Raw genomic sequence first — 13,533 nt, 5'->3', positions numbered from 1 at the left:
CGTCCCGCCGCTCACCTCCCAGTACCTTGACCTCACCAAGAACTCGTCCCTGGCCATCGCCATCGGCTACGTGGACCTGGTGGGGACCCTGGGGGGGATCACGCTGAATCAGACAGGGCGGGAGATCGAGTGCATGATGCTGGTCTTGCTGGTTTACCTGGCTATTTCCCTGAATATTTCCATGTTCATGAACTGGTACAACCGGCGCGTCCGGTTGGTGGAGCGCTGATGTCCGTTCCCGCCGCCGCAACCCCGACCTATCCGCCCGGACAGCACCCGGACCTGCCGCCGCCGCCGGGCACCGCCGGCGTCATCGGCTGGTTGCGCGCGAACCTGTTCTCGTCGGTGTTCAACACGGCGCTGACACTCGTTTCCGCGTGGCTGATCTACGAGTTCGTCACCGCCGCCATCGACTGGTTCGTGCTGGAGGCGGTGTGGGATGCCGGCTCCCGCGTCGATTGCCGCACACAGGGTGACGGCGCCTGCTGGGCGGTCATCGCCACCCGGCTGGACCAGTTCGTCTACGGCTTTTATCCCGCCGACCAGCGCTGGCGTCCGGTGCTCACCTTCGTCCTGCTCTTCCCCGCGCTGGCGCCGGTGCTGTTCGATCGCACGCCCTATCGCAGCCGACTGCTTTGGTTCTCGCTGGCCTATCCCGCGGTGGGGGCCTGGTTGATCTACGGCGGCCTGGGCCTGCCCGTGGTGGACACCGATGCCTACGGCGGGTTCCTGCTCACCATGATCCTGGGCGTCACCGGCATCGTGGCGTCCCTTCCCCTGGGCATCCTGCTGGCCCTCGGCAGGCAGTCGCGGCTGCTGGCGATCCGTGTGCTGTGCGTCACCTTCATCGAAGTCGTGCGCGGGGTGCCGCTGATCACGCTGCTGTTCATCGCCTCCACCATGCTCAACTACTTCCTGCCCCCGGGGACCAACTTCGACCTCCTCATCCGGGTGCTCATCATGGTCACGCTGTTCGCCGCGGCCTACCTCGCCGAAGCCGTGCGCGGCGGATTGCAAGCCCTTTCCCGCGGCCAGTACGAGGCCGCGGACTCCCTCGGGCTGTCGTACTGGAAGACCACCTGGCTGATCACGCTGCCCCAGGCCCTCAAGATCGCCATCCCCGGCATGGTCAACGTCTTCATCGGGCTTTACAAAGACAGCACGCTGGTAGTAATCATCGGCCTGTTGGACCCGCTGGGCGTGGCCCGGGCGATTCTCGCCGACGCCAAGTGGAACGGGCTGTCCAACGAGACGTATCTCTTCATCGCGCTCTTCTTCTTCTTGAGTTGTTTCGCCATGTCGCGATACTCCCTCTGGCTCGAAGGACGGCTGAGCGTCGACAACCGTTAGCAATTTTCTCATGGCTACCATCGAAGACACGGAACGCATCCGATCCGCCGCCGACACCTCCAGGGTGATGGTGGAGGTTCGGGCCATGCACAAGTGGTTCGGCGCCTTTCACGTGCTGAAGAACATCGACCTGCGGGTGACCGCCGGCGAACGGATCGTCATCTGCGGGCCGTCGGGCTCCGGCAAGTCCACGTTGATCCGGTGCATCAACCGGTTGGAGGTGCATCAACAGGGGACCATCGAGGTGGACGGCATCGAGTTGACCCGCGACGTCAAGAACATCGAGCAGATCCGCTCCGAGGTGGGCATGGTGTTCCAGCACTTCAACCTCTTCCCCCACCTCACCGTGCTGGAGAACTGCACCCTCGGCCCCATGTGGGTGCGCAAGATGCCCAAGGGCGAGGCGGAAGAGATCGCCCAGCGCTACCTGGAGCGCGTGCAGATCCCCGAACAGGCCGACAAGTACCCGGGCCAGCTCTCCGGCGGCCAGCAGCAACGCGTGGCCATCGCGCGCTCACTGTGCATGCAGCCCAAGATCATGCTCTTCGACGAGCCCACCTCCGCCCTCGACCCCGAGATGATCAAGGAAGTGCTGGACACCATGCTCGAGCTGGCAGAGACCGGCATGACCATGCTGGTGGTGACCCACGAGATGGGATTCGCCCGCCGCGCCGCCGACCGCGTCATCTTCATGGACGGCGGCGAGATCATCGAGAAGAACGCCCCCGAGCCGTTCTTCAACAACCCGCAGAACGACCGCACCAAGCTGTTCCTGAGCCAGATCCTGTCGCACTGAGCCTGACCTTCACGAGGTTCTGTGCTACGGTCCTGAATCTGTAATTCCCGCGACAGAGGGGTCGGAAACGCATGTCTGCAACCTTGATAAAGAACATAGGAACGCTGGTGACCGGGATGCTGGAGGACCCCCTCCGGGACGCCGACTCGATCCTGGTGGCCGACGGCGCCATCCAGGAGATCGGCAACGGCCTAGGCGGGGCTGCCGACCGCACCATCGACGCCAACGGCACCACGGTGGTCCCCGGGCTCATCGACTCCCATTCGCACCCCACCTTCGGCAACTTCACGCCGGCGCAGAACTCCATGGGGTGGATCACCCACTACATGCACGGCGGCGTCACCTCCATCATCTCGGCCGGCGAGTTGCACGTGCCGGGTCTGCCGCTGCCGCCGGACCCGCTGTGCGCGGTGTCCCTGGCCATCGTCGCCAAGCGCTGCTGGGACAACTACCGCCCCACCGGCGTGCGCGTGCACGGCGGCACCCTGCTGCTGGTGCCCGGGCTTGAGGAGAAAGACTTCGACACCATCGCCGAGGCGGGCATCCGCCTGGTGAAGTTCATCTTCTACGACTACGCCCTGCTGCCCACGGGAGAGGCGGAACGCTACGTGAAGTGGTCACGGGCGCGGGACATCAAGATCAAGATCCACTCCGGCGGAGTGTCGCGCTCCGGCGTGAGCCAGGTGGCCGGGGTCGACATCGTCAAGGCCATCGACCCCGACGTCATCGGCCACAGCACCGGCGGCCCCATTCCCATGCCCGAGGAGGACCTGCGCCGCATCGTCGCCGAGACCGACTACTGCGTGGAGATCTGCACCTCCGGCAACCTGCGCATGGGCATGGTGCTGACCGACGCGGTGCGCCAGCACGGCGCCGAGGCCCGGGTGCTGGTGGGCACCGACACGCCCGGCGGCACCGGCGTGGTGCCCCGCGGCATCCTGCGCGAGATCTGCTTCCTCGCCTCCCTGGGCGGCATCGCCCCCGAGCACGCCGTGGCCATGGCCACCGGCAACACCGGCCGCGCCCACGGCCTCGACCTGGGCATCCTCGCCGAGGGCAGGCCCGCCGACCTGGTGATCATGGACCGCATCACCGGCTCCGTGTCCCAAGACGCGCTGGACTCCTTCGCCAAGGGCGACCTGCCGGGCATCTCGGTGGTGATGATCGACGGCGAGCTGACCGTGGCCGGACGGAGCCAGCAGACGCCGCCGCCGGAGCGGGGCGTGGTCATAAGCGGGTAGCAAGAGGCTGCCAACTAGCTGGCAGGGCCGGATCTTGTACTTTGGATGAATGGACATAACCCATCGTAAACATGGAGAAAGGCGGGCGTTGGAGGCCATGATGCAACTATCGCCCAAGGAGGTTTCTCGGTGAGCTCACTACAGTACGGCGTGGGCATGTTCCCCACGGAATCCATGTCGCGCATCATCCATCTCAGCAAACAGGCGGAGGACCTGGGCTACAGCCACATCTGGGTCGGCGACTCGCATCTCATCTGGCGCGAGGCGTTCGTGAACATGGCCGCGGTGGCGCTCAACACCTCGAAGGTGATCATCGGCACCGGCGTCACCAACCCCGTGACCCGCCACCCCTCGGTGCTGGCCAGCGGCTACGCCACCCTGGACGAGCTCGCGCCGGGACGGTTCGCCGTCGGCATCGGCCTGGGCGACAGCTCGCTGGAGACCATGGGCCGCAAGCAGGCGCGGCTGGCGGAGTTCGAGGCGGCGGTGGCGCAGATGCGGGCCGTCATCGAGGGCGGCGAAGCGGAGCTGGAGAGCGGCAGCAAGATACACCTCAACTTCGCCCAGAACCGGAAGATCCCGTTCTACGCGGCCGCCAGCGGCCCCAAGATGCTCGAGCTCTCCGGCCGCATCGCCGACGGCGTCATCATCCTGGTCGGCGTGGATGCCGGCGCCATCGAGAGAGCCGTGGAACGCATCGCCGCCGGCGCCGAGTCGGCGGGCCGGAAGCTCTCCGACATCGACCTGGTGCTGTGGGTCCCGTGCGCGGTCTCCGAGCAGCCCGGCGCCAAGGACGCGGTCAAGGCCCACGTGGCCCGGGTCATCGCCCACCCGCTGCCCTTCACCCTGAACGAACAAGAGCAGAAGGTCCTGGACGACATCCACCAAGCCTACAACTACTACCAGCACATGAACCCGCTCGCCGCCCAGGCCCGCGTGATCCCCGACTGGCTGGTGGACAAGTTCGCCGTCGCCGGCACCCCCGAGGAGTGCCAAGCCAAGGTCGAGGAACTCAAGCAGAGCGCCATCAACCAAGTAGCCATCATCCCCTACAACGTGGGCGACGCCGACCGCGGCGAGACGCTACGGCTCTTCGCCGGCGCCATGTAGTTCGAGACACCCGTCCGGACCGTCGAATCGCCGCGACTCACACCGTCGCCGCCCGACCGTTCGGACGGGCCCTCTGACCACCGAGACACGCCCCCGGTGCGGACCATCACCCGCTACTACCTCTTCCAGCTTCCCGGCTGGCTCCTGGCCGCCGCGCTCGTGACCGTCCTGCACGCCTGGCTGGGCCTGCCCATGTGGGCGGTGCTCACCATCATGGGCGTGGTGGTGCTGAAAGACGTGGTCTGCTACCCGTTCCTGCGCAAGGCCTACCAACTGGAAGCCGCCGGCGCCGCCCAACTCGTGGGACTTCGCGGGGTGGCACGGGACACCTTGGACCCTGCCGGGTACGTTTACGTGAACGGCGAGTTGTGGCGTGCCCGCACCGAGGCGGGAGCGGACGCGATAGCCGCGGGCACGGAGGTCCGGGTGGTCCAAGGGCAGCGCATGACGTTGACCGTGGCCAGGGACTAGCGTGGTGTTGTGCAATCAAGCGTAGGCAGTATGGTTAACCATACCGCCAACGAACCGAAGGGGTTCTCATGACCAAGTTGCCCCACATCATACCTGTAACCGTTTTGCGCCAGGACGCGGCAGCCGTCTTGAAGCGCGTCGGCGAGTCGCGTGAACCGTTCGTCATCACGCAGCGGGGACGAGCGGCGGCGGTTCTCCTGAGTGCTGAAGCGTACCAGCAGGCGGAGTCCGAGCGGCAGATGCTCAGACTGTTGGCTCAGGGCGAGAAGGAGATCGCTCCAGGTCGGGGCCCCGACCTGGACACGGTGCTGGCGGAGGCCGACGCGTTGCTCACGGATGAAGATTCGTGAGCGTTCACCTCACGCCATCCGCCCGGTCGTATTGAGCGTCGGGTTTCAAACCTGCCAGAGACTGAATCCCGCGCCTACAGAAACCCCATATCCTCATAAAACCGCTGAGCCCCCGGATGCAACGGTATCCCCAGCGGGCCGGCGTCGGTATCCCGGCAGGCCTGCCGGACGTTGAGGCGGGGGGCGTCCACGGGGATGTCGCGGCGACGCCGGTAGATGGCTTGGCACAGGGAGTAGGCCATGTCGTCGCTGAGCCACTTGTGGGTGATGACGGGCCAGCCGCTGAAGTCCACCGTGCGCGCGTCTTCCTGCATGCCGGGGAAGCGCCGCTTGGGGATCACCGAGCGCTTGAAGCCCAGGTCTTCCATGCCGGCGATGACGTCCTCGTCGAGGTGCAAGACCTCGTAGCCGTTTTCCAGGGCGGCCTCCAGCCACTTGGTAGACAGGCCCTCGTCGAACACGGCGTCCACGGTCCGGGCGCGGATCGACTCGATGCGCTTGGGCGAGGATGGATGGGCGCACTCGTCGACCTGGCCGCCCCAGCGCTTGATCTTGGTGAACGTCAACCCGTAGAGCGACATGATCGTGGTGATGGCGTAGGCGGTGGTGTTGTCGATGCCCGTGGCGCGGGTGGAGACCTTCAGGGGAATCTTGTTCTCGACCACTTCGCGCAGCGAGCGCAGCCCGAGTTCCCTGGACACGACGAAGGCGATGCGGTCCCAGGAGGGGAAGCACGCCAGCGCGCGCAGGGGCAGCGCCTCCTTGTAGTAGCCCTTGCCGCGGTAGCACATGGTGGCGATGACCGACGGGTTCACGTGGGACACGTCCACCCGGCGCTTGCCCACCTCGATGGGCGCCTTCATGCCGCCCATGAGCTCGCCGTGGACGCCGAACCGGAGCGGCGGAAAGATGTTGTCCTCCTCCTTGCTGGAGTGGATGTTGATGTCCAGCCCCACGCCCAGCTCGAGCATGCGCTCGGGATAAACGCCGGCCGCGATCTCCAGCATCGCCCTCACCCGTTTCATCCGTGAATTCGGTCGTTGTTGCGCCATGGCCATCCTCCCTCGATGTTCCCGACCGTGTAACAGATACGCCGGCACCTGGCGACCACGGCACGGCTCGGCGGGTATTCGTTTCGGCCCCGGCCGGAGATCATGCCCCGGGAACCGGCCGGGACACCGCCCTATACCCTGCCTTCCTTGAAGTCGGAAAAGCCCTCAAGTATGAATAGAGCCCATGAGTGACACCGCACAGCGCCTGAAGGAGATCATCGACGGCGACCGCGAGGACTTGGTCCGGCTTTGCCTGGAACTAGGCGGCATGCCGAGCCCGCACGCTCAGGAACGGGCGTTGGGCGAGGCCGTGGTCGCGTGGCTCAAGGAGGCCGGCATCGACGCCTGGCTCCAGTGGATCACCGACGAGAGCGTCAACGCGGTGGGCGTGATCCCGGGCGCGGGCGGCGGGTCGAGCCTCATCCTCAACGCGCACATGGACACCGGCCCCGAGCTTCCGTCCGACGCGTCGGAAGCGAACGTGCGCATGGAAGGCGCCTGGGTGGACGGCGAGCTGATGTTCGGCAAGGGGCTCATCAACGACAAGGCCCAGCTCTGCGCCTTCATGATCGCCGCCAGGGCGCTCAAGAAGGCCGGAGTCGTGCTCGGCGGCGACCTCTACGTCACCGGCGTCGCCTTCGAGACCGGCGAGCCGTCGGTGGACGACACCCAGGGGGTGAACTCTCCGGGAGAGGGCTTCGGCGCCTGGTGGCTGATCAACCGGGGCATCACCGCGGACTACTGCCTCGTGGGGGAAACCTCCGGATTCGGCGTCATCATGGGGGAGTGTGGCGCGGTGTGGCTCAAGATCCGCTGCAAGGGGCGCGAGCTTTACACCCCGCGGCTGGACCGGGGCGAGACCCTGCGGTCGCATCCCAATCCCTTCATCAAGATGGCCCACGCGGTGATGGCGCTGGAGCAATGGGCCATCGACTACGAACACAGGGCGCGCTTCGAGTTCCCCGGCGGCACCATGATCCCCAAGGCCCAGGTCATGCAGGTGCGCGGCGGACCCGGCTACTGTGACATCTACTACGACGTGCGCATCGTCCCCAGGACCGATCCGCAGGAAATCAAGCGGCAAATCGAGGGCGTGATGGCGACCCTGGACTTCGACTCCGAAGTGTCGGTCTACCAGTACTCCCGGGGCCACGTGGCGCGAAACGCCGACGTGCTGATCGATTCCCTCGACCAGGCCCACCGCGACGTGCTGGGGGGCGACCCTCCAGCGCCGCCCTCGGCGGAGATCAGCATGTGGCGGGACATGAACATGTTCAACGAGATGGGGATTCCGGCCGTGTGCTACGGGCCGCCGCGCCAGAAGGAAACCATCAGCCCGCACCAGAACCGCGCCATGAAGATCGACGACCTGGTGGCCGCCACCAAGGTCTACGCGCTCACCATCCTGTCGGTGTGCGGCGAATCCACGGAATAACACGTCAGGGAGGTTCCCTTGGGTAGCTCAACGGCCGTCACGCGCGGCGTCCGGGTCGATGTCACGACCCAATACGACCCCAACCGCTCGTTTCCCGAGCACAACCGCTGGTTCTATCTCTACACCGTGGAGATCAGCAACGAAGGCTCGGAGACCGTGCAGCTCGTAAGCCGCCACTGGATCATCACCGACGCCACCGGCCACGTGGAGGAGGTCAAGGGACCGGGCGTCGTGGGCGAGAGCCCCGTGCTGGAGGAAGGCCAGTCCTTCGAGTACACCTCCGGCTGCCCCCTCTCCACCCCCTACGGCACCATGCACGGCACCTACCAGATGGTCACCGCCGACGGCGACCGCTTCGACGCCCAGATCGGCGAGTTTTTGCTCGGCGAGCCGCAGTCGCTGCACTAGCCAGCTCACTCACCCACAGCGTGACGATCCTTGAGCGTCGGCAGCGCCCGAATTCCCTTGCCTGCTTTCTCCTCTGCCACCCGCAAGTCGTACAGCTTCTGCAAGTTCAACCAGAACTCCGCGCTGGTGCCGAAGAAGTGCCCCAGCCGGAGGGCCGTGTCACCCGTGACGGCGCGCCGCCCGTTGAGTATCTCGGTAATGCGGTTGGTAGGCACCTGAAGCAATCGCGCAATCGCAGCCGCGCTCATGCCGGCCTCCTTCAATTCTTCAGCCAGATGCTCGCCCGGATGAATTGCGGGGATGGCCATGCCGTCTCTCCTAATGGTAGTCAACGATCTCTACACCTGCCGGTCCAGGGAACCCCTGCGGCCACTCAAAGCAAATCCGCCATTGTTCGTTGATACGAATGCTGAACTGTCCCTTACGGTCGCCTTTGAGGGCTTCGAAATGGTTGCCCGGCAATGCGGCGACATCCTTGAGCGAGTAAGCTGCTTCCAGTCTGTCAAGTTTCAACCTGGCGGCACGTTCGAAACCCGAGAAAGCGCTGATCCGGGCACCATCTGCAAACGCCTTGGTGCGTTTGTCGCCATAGCTGACGATCATTTCAAATCCTAACCGGCTTTATGCGTTACGTCAAGCATAATACTGTGCCGCGGCCACATGGAATTCCTGGTCGGACAGGCTGACCCACGTGCGGTCCCTCGACGGTTGATTGCCATATTCAACAATCGGCTGAAGTAGCGGATTCTCAAATACGACAACCAGGGGAACGCCCGAAACAAAAAGGGGCGGAACGTCCCCTCGCGGCTCATTCCCGCGAGGATCCGTTCCGCCCCTTGTCGGCGTGCTGTCCGGTCCAGCCGGTCTAGCTCTTCCGGTTCAATGCCTCGAATACCTTCTCGGACGTAATCGGCAGCGACGTGATGCGGACGCCGACGGCGTCGGCCACGGCGTTGGCGATGGCGCCGGCCGTGGGGATGTTGGCGGTCTCGCCGATGGCCATGCTGTTGTAGGGGCCGGGGCCGCGCTTGTGCTCGGTCACCAGCGTGGTCAGTTCCGGGACGTCCCGGACCGTGGGGATCTTGTAGTCGCCGAAGTTGGCGGTGGTGACCTTGCCGTCGTCCACCATGAGGTGCTCCATCAGGCCGTAGCCGATGCCGGTCATGCTGGCGCCTTCGATCTGGCCCTGGTGCATCAGCGGGTTCAGGATGGTGCCGGTGCTGTGGCTCGTGACCAGACGCTTGAGCTCGACGTTGCCGGTTTCGGGGTCCACCTCCACCTCGGCGATCTGCGCGCACATGGCGGCGTCCGCCACCTTGGACGTGTCGTCGTAGAGCCCCTCGGTCTCGATGGCCGAGCCCTTCTTCTTGACCACGTCGGCATAACTGAGGCCCCGGCCGGCGCTCTTGTGCACCACCTCGCCGTCGGCGAGGTCGAGGTCTTCCCTGGGAGCGTCCAACGCGTTGGCGCCGGCGTCCAGCAACTCCTCACGGGTCTTCATGATGCCGTCGTAGCCGGCGTTGCCGTACACCCGGGTGCCGCGGCTGCCGCCGAGGCCGGAGTCCTGGATGCCGACGCTGGTGTCGAAGTGCTCGAACTTGATGCTCTCGGCCGGAATCTTGAGCTCCTGCTCCGCCATCTGCTCCAGCAGCGTGAAGGTGCCGACGCCCTGGTCCAGCATGGCGGACGAAACCGTCAGGGTACCGGTATCGTCGAGCCTGAACTTCACCAGCCCCTTGCCGCCGTTCACCGACCACTGCACGAGGCCGATGCCCTTGCCGACGTTCTTGGGCCGGGGCTCGTAGTACTTGACCTCGTCGAGGGCCTTGTCGAACACCGCGTTGGAGCCGACGTAGTCGACCTTCTCGCCCACGGGCGAATCCGCGACACCCTCCAGCAGGTTTTTCTTGCGCAGGTCCGCCGGATTCATGCCCAGCGCCTCGGCCAGCAGGTCGAGCTGGCTCTCGTTGGCGAAGAATCCCTGCGGATCGCCCGGCGAGCGCATGTGCCCGCACGGCACCTGGTTGGTGTACACCATGTGCTCTTCCACGAAGGTGTTGGGCATGTTGTAGGGGCCGGGGGACTTCTGCGGTCCGCCCAAGATGCCGTTGGGCTTGAACGCGCAGTAGGCGCCGGTATCGAAGATGAAGTCCATGTGATGGGCGGTGATGGTGCCGTCCTTCTTGGCGCCGGTCTTGACCTTGATGATGGAAGCGTGGCGCGGGTTGCCGGCGATGAACTCCTCGTCGTAGTCCATGACGATCTTGACCGGCCGTCCGCCGCTCTTCTTCGACAGCGAGTAGCACAGGGCGATGTCCATGAAGTCGCCCTTGCCGCCGAAGTCGCCGCCGATGTAGCACGGATGCACGACGATAGACTCGGGGTCCACCTGCACCGCGGCGGCTACCTGGCCGCGGATGCCGTAGGGTACCTTGCTGCACGCCCAGATCTCGGCCGCGCCCGTGGCCGGGTCGGTCTTGGCCACGCAGGAATGCGGCTCGATGTAGGCCTGGTGGACCTTGGGCGTGGTGAAGGTGTTCTCGACGATGACGTCCGCCTCGGCGAACCCTTTCTCGATCTCGCCCTTCTCCCAACTGACGTAGATCACCCGGTTGGTGGGGCCGGCGAGCTTCTGGGGCAGTCCCTTGTAGGTGTGGACCTCCGGGTGAAGCAGCGGCGACGAGGATTCCATGGCCTCGACGGGATCCAGCACGGGATCCATTTCCTCATACTCGACCTCGATGAGCGCGGCGGCCTCCTCGGCCGCGTCTTCCGTCTCGGCGGACACCGCCGCCACCTTCTCGCCGATGAAGCGCACGATGCCGTCCGCCACGATGGGCATGTCCACCACACGCCGGCCGATGCGCAGTCCGGCAACGTCTTCGCCGGTGAGGATGCCGACCACGCCGGGCACCTGCATGGCCTTGCTGGTGTCGATGCTTTTGATGCGGCCGTAGGAGATGGGGCTGCGCAGGATCTTGCCCCAGAGCATGTCGGGGAACGTCACGTCCACCGCGTACTTGGCCTTGCCGCTTACCTTGTATTCACCGTCGATCCGGGGTGTGGGAACTCCCACGCTGTGCGTTTCCGCCATTGGCTCACCTCTGGAAGGTTGTTGAAGATATGGGTGGTCGGGACCCTGAAAACAAAGCATCTTCCTACCACACGCGGTGTTTGATGTGTACCGGTTCCGTTGGACGGCGGACGCCTTGCCGCGAGACGCGAGATATGAGAACGGTGACCGGGAAAGGAGGGACAGTCATGCACTCCGGCACCACCGCATCCGTTCCGAAAAGGTTCTTGTGGCTTGCCCTGACGCTGCTTCTGGCGGCGGTGACGGGAGCGCGGGAAGGCCGGTCCGAGGTCCTCGACCCGGCCGAGGTGACCAACCGCCAGTACCGGCAATTCATCCATGCCACCGGCCGCCCCGCGCCGGAGCATTGGACGGAAGGCATGCACCCCGAAGGATCGGCGTCCGATCCCGTGGTGCTGGTGACCTGGAACGATGCGGTGGCCTTTTGCCAGTGGGCGGGGGGAAAGCGTCTGCCCACCGTTGCCGAATGGCAGGCGGCGTGCAACGGCGGTAACCTGAAGAAGCAGGCCGACATCTGGGAGTGGACCTCCACGGAGGTGGGAACGGAGGGCGATTCCTTCAAGGCCCTGTGCGGACCTTCGGGGGAATGCGACTGCTCACACCGCTACCGGCCCCATTGGCGCAACGCGGTGAAGGGGTTCCGTTGCGCGGGCGGCACGTCGCCGTTGGCGCTCCAACGAGAACGGCCCGGCAGCGCAACGATTGCGTACTGCCGGGCCGTGGTTCCTCTGAGTGATTTCGTTAGGGTTAGACCAGCCGGCTCTCCGGAAACATGAATGAGCGGATGGTGACCGGGATGACCTCGGTGACGCCCATGGCGCTGCCGACGTCGATGAAGTCCAGGTCACCCACGTCAATGCCGTCGACCGCAATGATTTCGGGCGCGATCTTCAGCTCTTCCTTGAGGATGCCCCCGAGCGATTTGGCCACGTCCATGTCCAGGATCAGAAACACGTTCAGATCCTCGTCTTGCGACTCTTCCGCGTCGTTGACGACCGCGGCGATGCCCTCGGCCACGCGCCGGATGAACTTGTAGTTGGGCACGCCCTGCAGGCCCAGGGCCAGGGCCAGACCCGGCTTGTATTTCTCCAGGTCGAACTTGGCCAGCGCCGTCCGGATGGTGCCCTGCATGTCGGAATTCTCGTCGATGAGCGCCTTCACCACCTGCAGGCCGTAAACCGGAAGCGGCGTCTCGCTGGAGATGTAGCTGGTGTTGCCGCTGGCCTGGATGGTGTACTCGCCAGCGCCGATGACGGTGGCGCGGATACCTTCCGTGGGCTCCTTGACCAGGTCCGCCCGGTTGAGCTCGTCGATGCGCTCCCGGATCTCTTTACCCAGATGGGGGCCGACGTCGCCGAAGGACGGCGTATCGTGGTCGTAGATGTGTTCCGAGACCCCGCCGGAGAAAACGATGTGGTCGATGCTGTTCAGGCCCTCGTAGCCGGGTAGCTGATCGGTCACCAACAGGTGTGCCTCAAGATCGGACAACGGCTTCGCCTGGATGACGTTGAAGAGATAGGTCCCCATGTAGGCGGCGAACGCCCTTTTGACGTCGTCCGTGATCGTCTGACCCACCTCCACCGGCGTGCCCAGCTCCTTGGTGATGAACGTGGCCGGGAGCTCCACCCGCGTCACCACGTCGTTTTCGTCAAAGGCGATGAGACGGGCGCCCACGCTGATGGCCGCAGTCTGCGTCACCGTTCCTTCCCGAATGACCGACAGCTTGGTGGTGCCGCCGCCCATGTCGATGTTGAGCACCGTGGCGCCGGCCGATTTCGACAGGTCCACCGCGCCGCAGCCGTAGGCCGCCAGCAGCGCTTCGTGGTTGGGTCCGGCGGAGGCGCAGATGAACTTGCCGGAATCCTTGGCGAAGTACTCGAGGATAGGGCGGGAGTTCTCCTTGTTGAGGGCCTCCCCGGTGATCACCACGGCGCCGGTGTCGATGTCGTCGTGGGTGTAGCCGGCCACGCGGTAGGACTCGTGTATGAAGTCCTCCACCTTGGCCGTGTCGATGAGCGTGCCGGAGCTGTACGGCGTCAGCATTATGGGTGAACGGTACAGCACCTCCCGGTCGGTGACCCTGAACCGGGCCGAGAGCCCGGCCCCCTCCCGCCTGAGGGTCAGATGGGAGAAGACCAGGTGCGAGGTGGAGGAGCCGATGTCGATGCCCACGCTGGTGAGCGAGAACATCTCGACCCCTTCGATGTCCTCCACGATGGCATCGGG

15 protein-coding genes are annotated in these 13,533 nt (G+C 65.1%); 10 read left to right on the top strand and 5 right to left on the bottom strand.

The features are described 5' to 3' along the window. The 7 genes from OXF11_17105 to OXF11_17075 form a co-directional block, all read left to right on the top strand. Positions 1–229 (top strand): amino acid ABC transporter permease (locus tag OXF11_17105; protein ID MCY4488816.1); only part of this gene is annotated, 229 nt, incomplete at its 5' end. Continuing rightward, positions 229–1,350: an amino acid ABC transporter permease gene (locus tag OXF11_17100; protein ID MCY4488815.1), complete on the top strand. Its 1,122-nt coding sequence runs from the start codon at positions 229–231 to the stop codon at positions 1,348–1,350. The genes OXF11_17105 and OXF11_17100, both read left to right, overlap by 1 nt. Before the next feature lie 67 nt (positions 1,351–1,417). Further along, entirely contained in the window at positions 1,418–2,146 is a 729-nt protein-coding gene (locus tag OXF11_17095; protein ID MCY4488814.1) for an amino acid ABC transporter ATP-binding protein, read from the top strand. Between the two features lie 71 nt (positions 2,147–2,217). Beyond that, entirely contained in the window at positions 2,218–3,387 is a 1,170-nt protein-coding gene (locus OXF11_17090; GenBank protein MCY4488813.1) for an amidohydrolase family protein, read from the top strand. Positions 3,388–3,516: 129 nt separating this feature from the next. Then, positions 3,517–4,497, top strand: a complete 981-nt coding sequence (locus OXF11_17085) for an LLM class flavin-dependent oxidoreductase (GenBank protein ID MCY4488812.1) — start codon at positions 3,517–3,519, stop codon at positions 4,495–4,497. A gap of 96 nt (positions 4,498–4,593) precedes the next feature. Next, positions 4,594–4,968: an NfeD family protein gene (locus tag OXF11_17080; protein ID MCY4488811.1), complete on the top strand. Its 375-nt coding sequence runs from the start codon at positions 4,594–4,596 to the stop codon at positions 4,966–4,968. Between the two features lie 68 nt (positions 4,969–5,036). After that, the gene (locus tag OXF11_17075) at positions 5,037–5,318 is read left to right on the top strand and encodes a type II toxin-antitoxin system Phd/YefM family antitoxin (protein MCY4488810.1); all 282 of its coding nucleotides are present in this window, start codon (positions 5,037–5,039) and stop codon (positions 5,316–5,318) included. A 74-nt stretch (positions 5,319–5,392) separates the two neighbouring features. On the opposite strand, the gene OXF11_17070 is transcribed toward OXF11_17075, so the two are convergent. Then, the gene (locus tag OXF11_17070; GenBank protein MCY4488809.1) at positions 5,393–6,370 is read right to left on the bottom strand and encodes a hypothetical protein; all 978 of its coding nucleotides are present in this window, start codon (positions 6,368–6,370) and stop codon (positions 5,393–5,395) included. Positions 6,371–6,554: 184 nt separating this feature from the next. On the opposite strand from OXF11_17070, the gene OXF11_17065 reads away from it, so the two are divergent. Continuing rightward, complete coding sequence (locus OXF11_17065; GenBank protein ID MCY4488808.1) at positions 6,555–7,805, top strand: M20/M25/M40 family metallo-hydrolase; 1,251 nt, start codon at positions 6,555–6,557, stop codon at positions 7,803–7,805. Between the two features lie 18 nt (positions 7,806–7,823). Next, positions 7,824–8,213: a Co2+/Mg2+ efflux protein ApaG gene (gene apaG / locus OXF11_17060; protein ID MCY4488807.1), complete on the top strand. Its 390-nt coding sequence runs from the start codon at positions 7,824–7,826 to the stop codon at positions 8,211–8,213. A 5-nt stretch (positions 8,214–8,218) separates the two neighbouring features. On the opposite strand, the gene OXF11_17055 is transcribed toward apaG, so the two are convergent. The 3 genes from OXF11_17055 to OXF11_17045 form a co-directional block, all read right to left on the bottom strand. Next, a complete protein-coding gene (locus tag OXF11_17055; protein ID MCY4488806.1) occupies positions 8,219–8,536 on the bottom strand; it encodes a HigA family addiction module antitoxin in 318 nt (105 codons plus the stop codon). Continuing rightward, positions 8,532–8,816 (bottom strand): type II toxin-antitoxin system RelE/ParE family toxin, encoded by a 285-nt coding sequence (locus OXF11_17050; GenBank protein MCY4488805.1) that lies wholly within the window; start codon positions 8,814–8,816, stop codon positions 8,532–8,534. Before OXF11_17050 ends, OXF11_17055 begins: the two co-directional genes overlap by 5 nt. 262 nt (positions 8,817–9,078) lie before the next feature. Continuing rightward, positions 9,079–11,307 carry a xanthine dehydrogenase family protein molybdopterin-binding subunit gene (locus tag OXF11_17045; protein MCY4488804.1) on the bottom strand — a complete coding sequence of 743 codons (2,229 nt, stop codon included), beginning with the start codon at positions 11,305–11,307 and terminating at the stop codon, positions 9,079–9,081. Positions 11,308–11,474: 167 nt separating this feature from the next. Here OXF11_17045 and OXF11_17040 point away from each other — a divergent pair, with 167 nt between their 5' ends. Then, a complete protein-coding gene (locus OXF11_17040; protein ID MCY4488803.1) occupies positions 11,475–12,083 on the top strand; it encodes an SUMF1/EgtB/PvdO family nonheme iron enzyme in 609 nt (202 codons plus the stop codon). Here the strand turns inward: OXF11_17040 and OXF11_17035 are convergent. Next, positions 12,055–13,524: an ethanolamine ammonia-lyase reactivating factor EutA gene (locus OXF11_17035; protein ID MCY4488802.1), complete on the bottom strand. Its 1,470-nt coding sequence runs from the start codon at positions 13,522–13,524 to the stop codon at positions 12,055–12,057. The two genes, OXF11_17040 and OXF11_17035, sit on opposite strands and share 29 nt — an antisense overlap. Positions 13,525–13,533: the final 9 nt, after the last annotated feature.

The sequence above is a fragment of the Deltaproteobacteria bacterium genome (assembly GCA_026712905.1).
Lineage (GTDB): Bacteria > Desulfobacterota > Binatia > UBA9968 > JAJDTQ01 > JAJDTQ01.
This window is presented reverse-complemented; position numbering and strand designations above follow the sequence as displayed.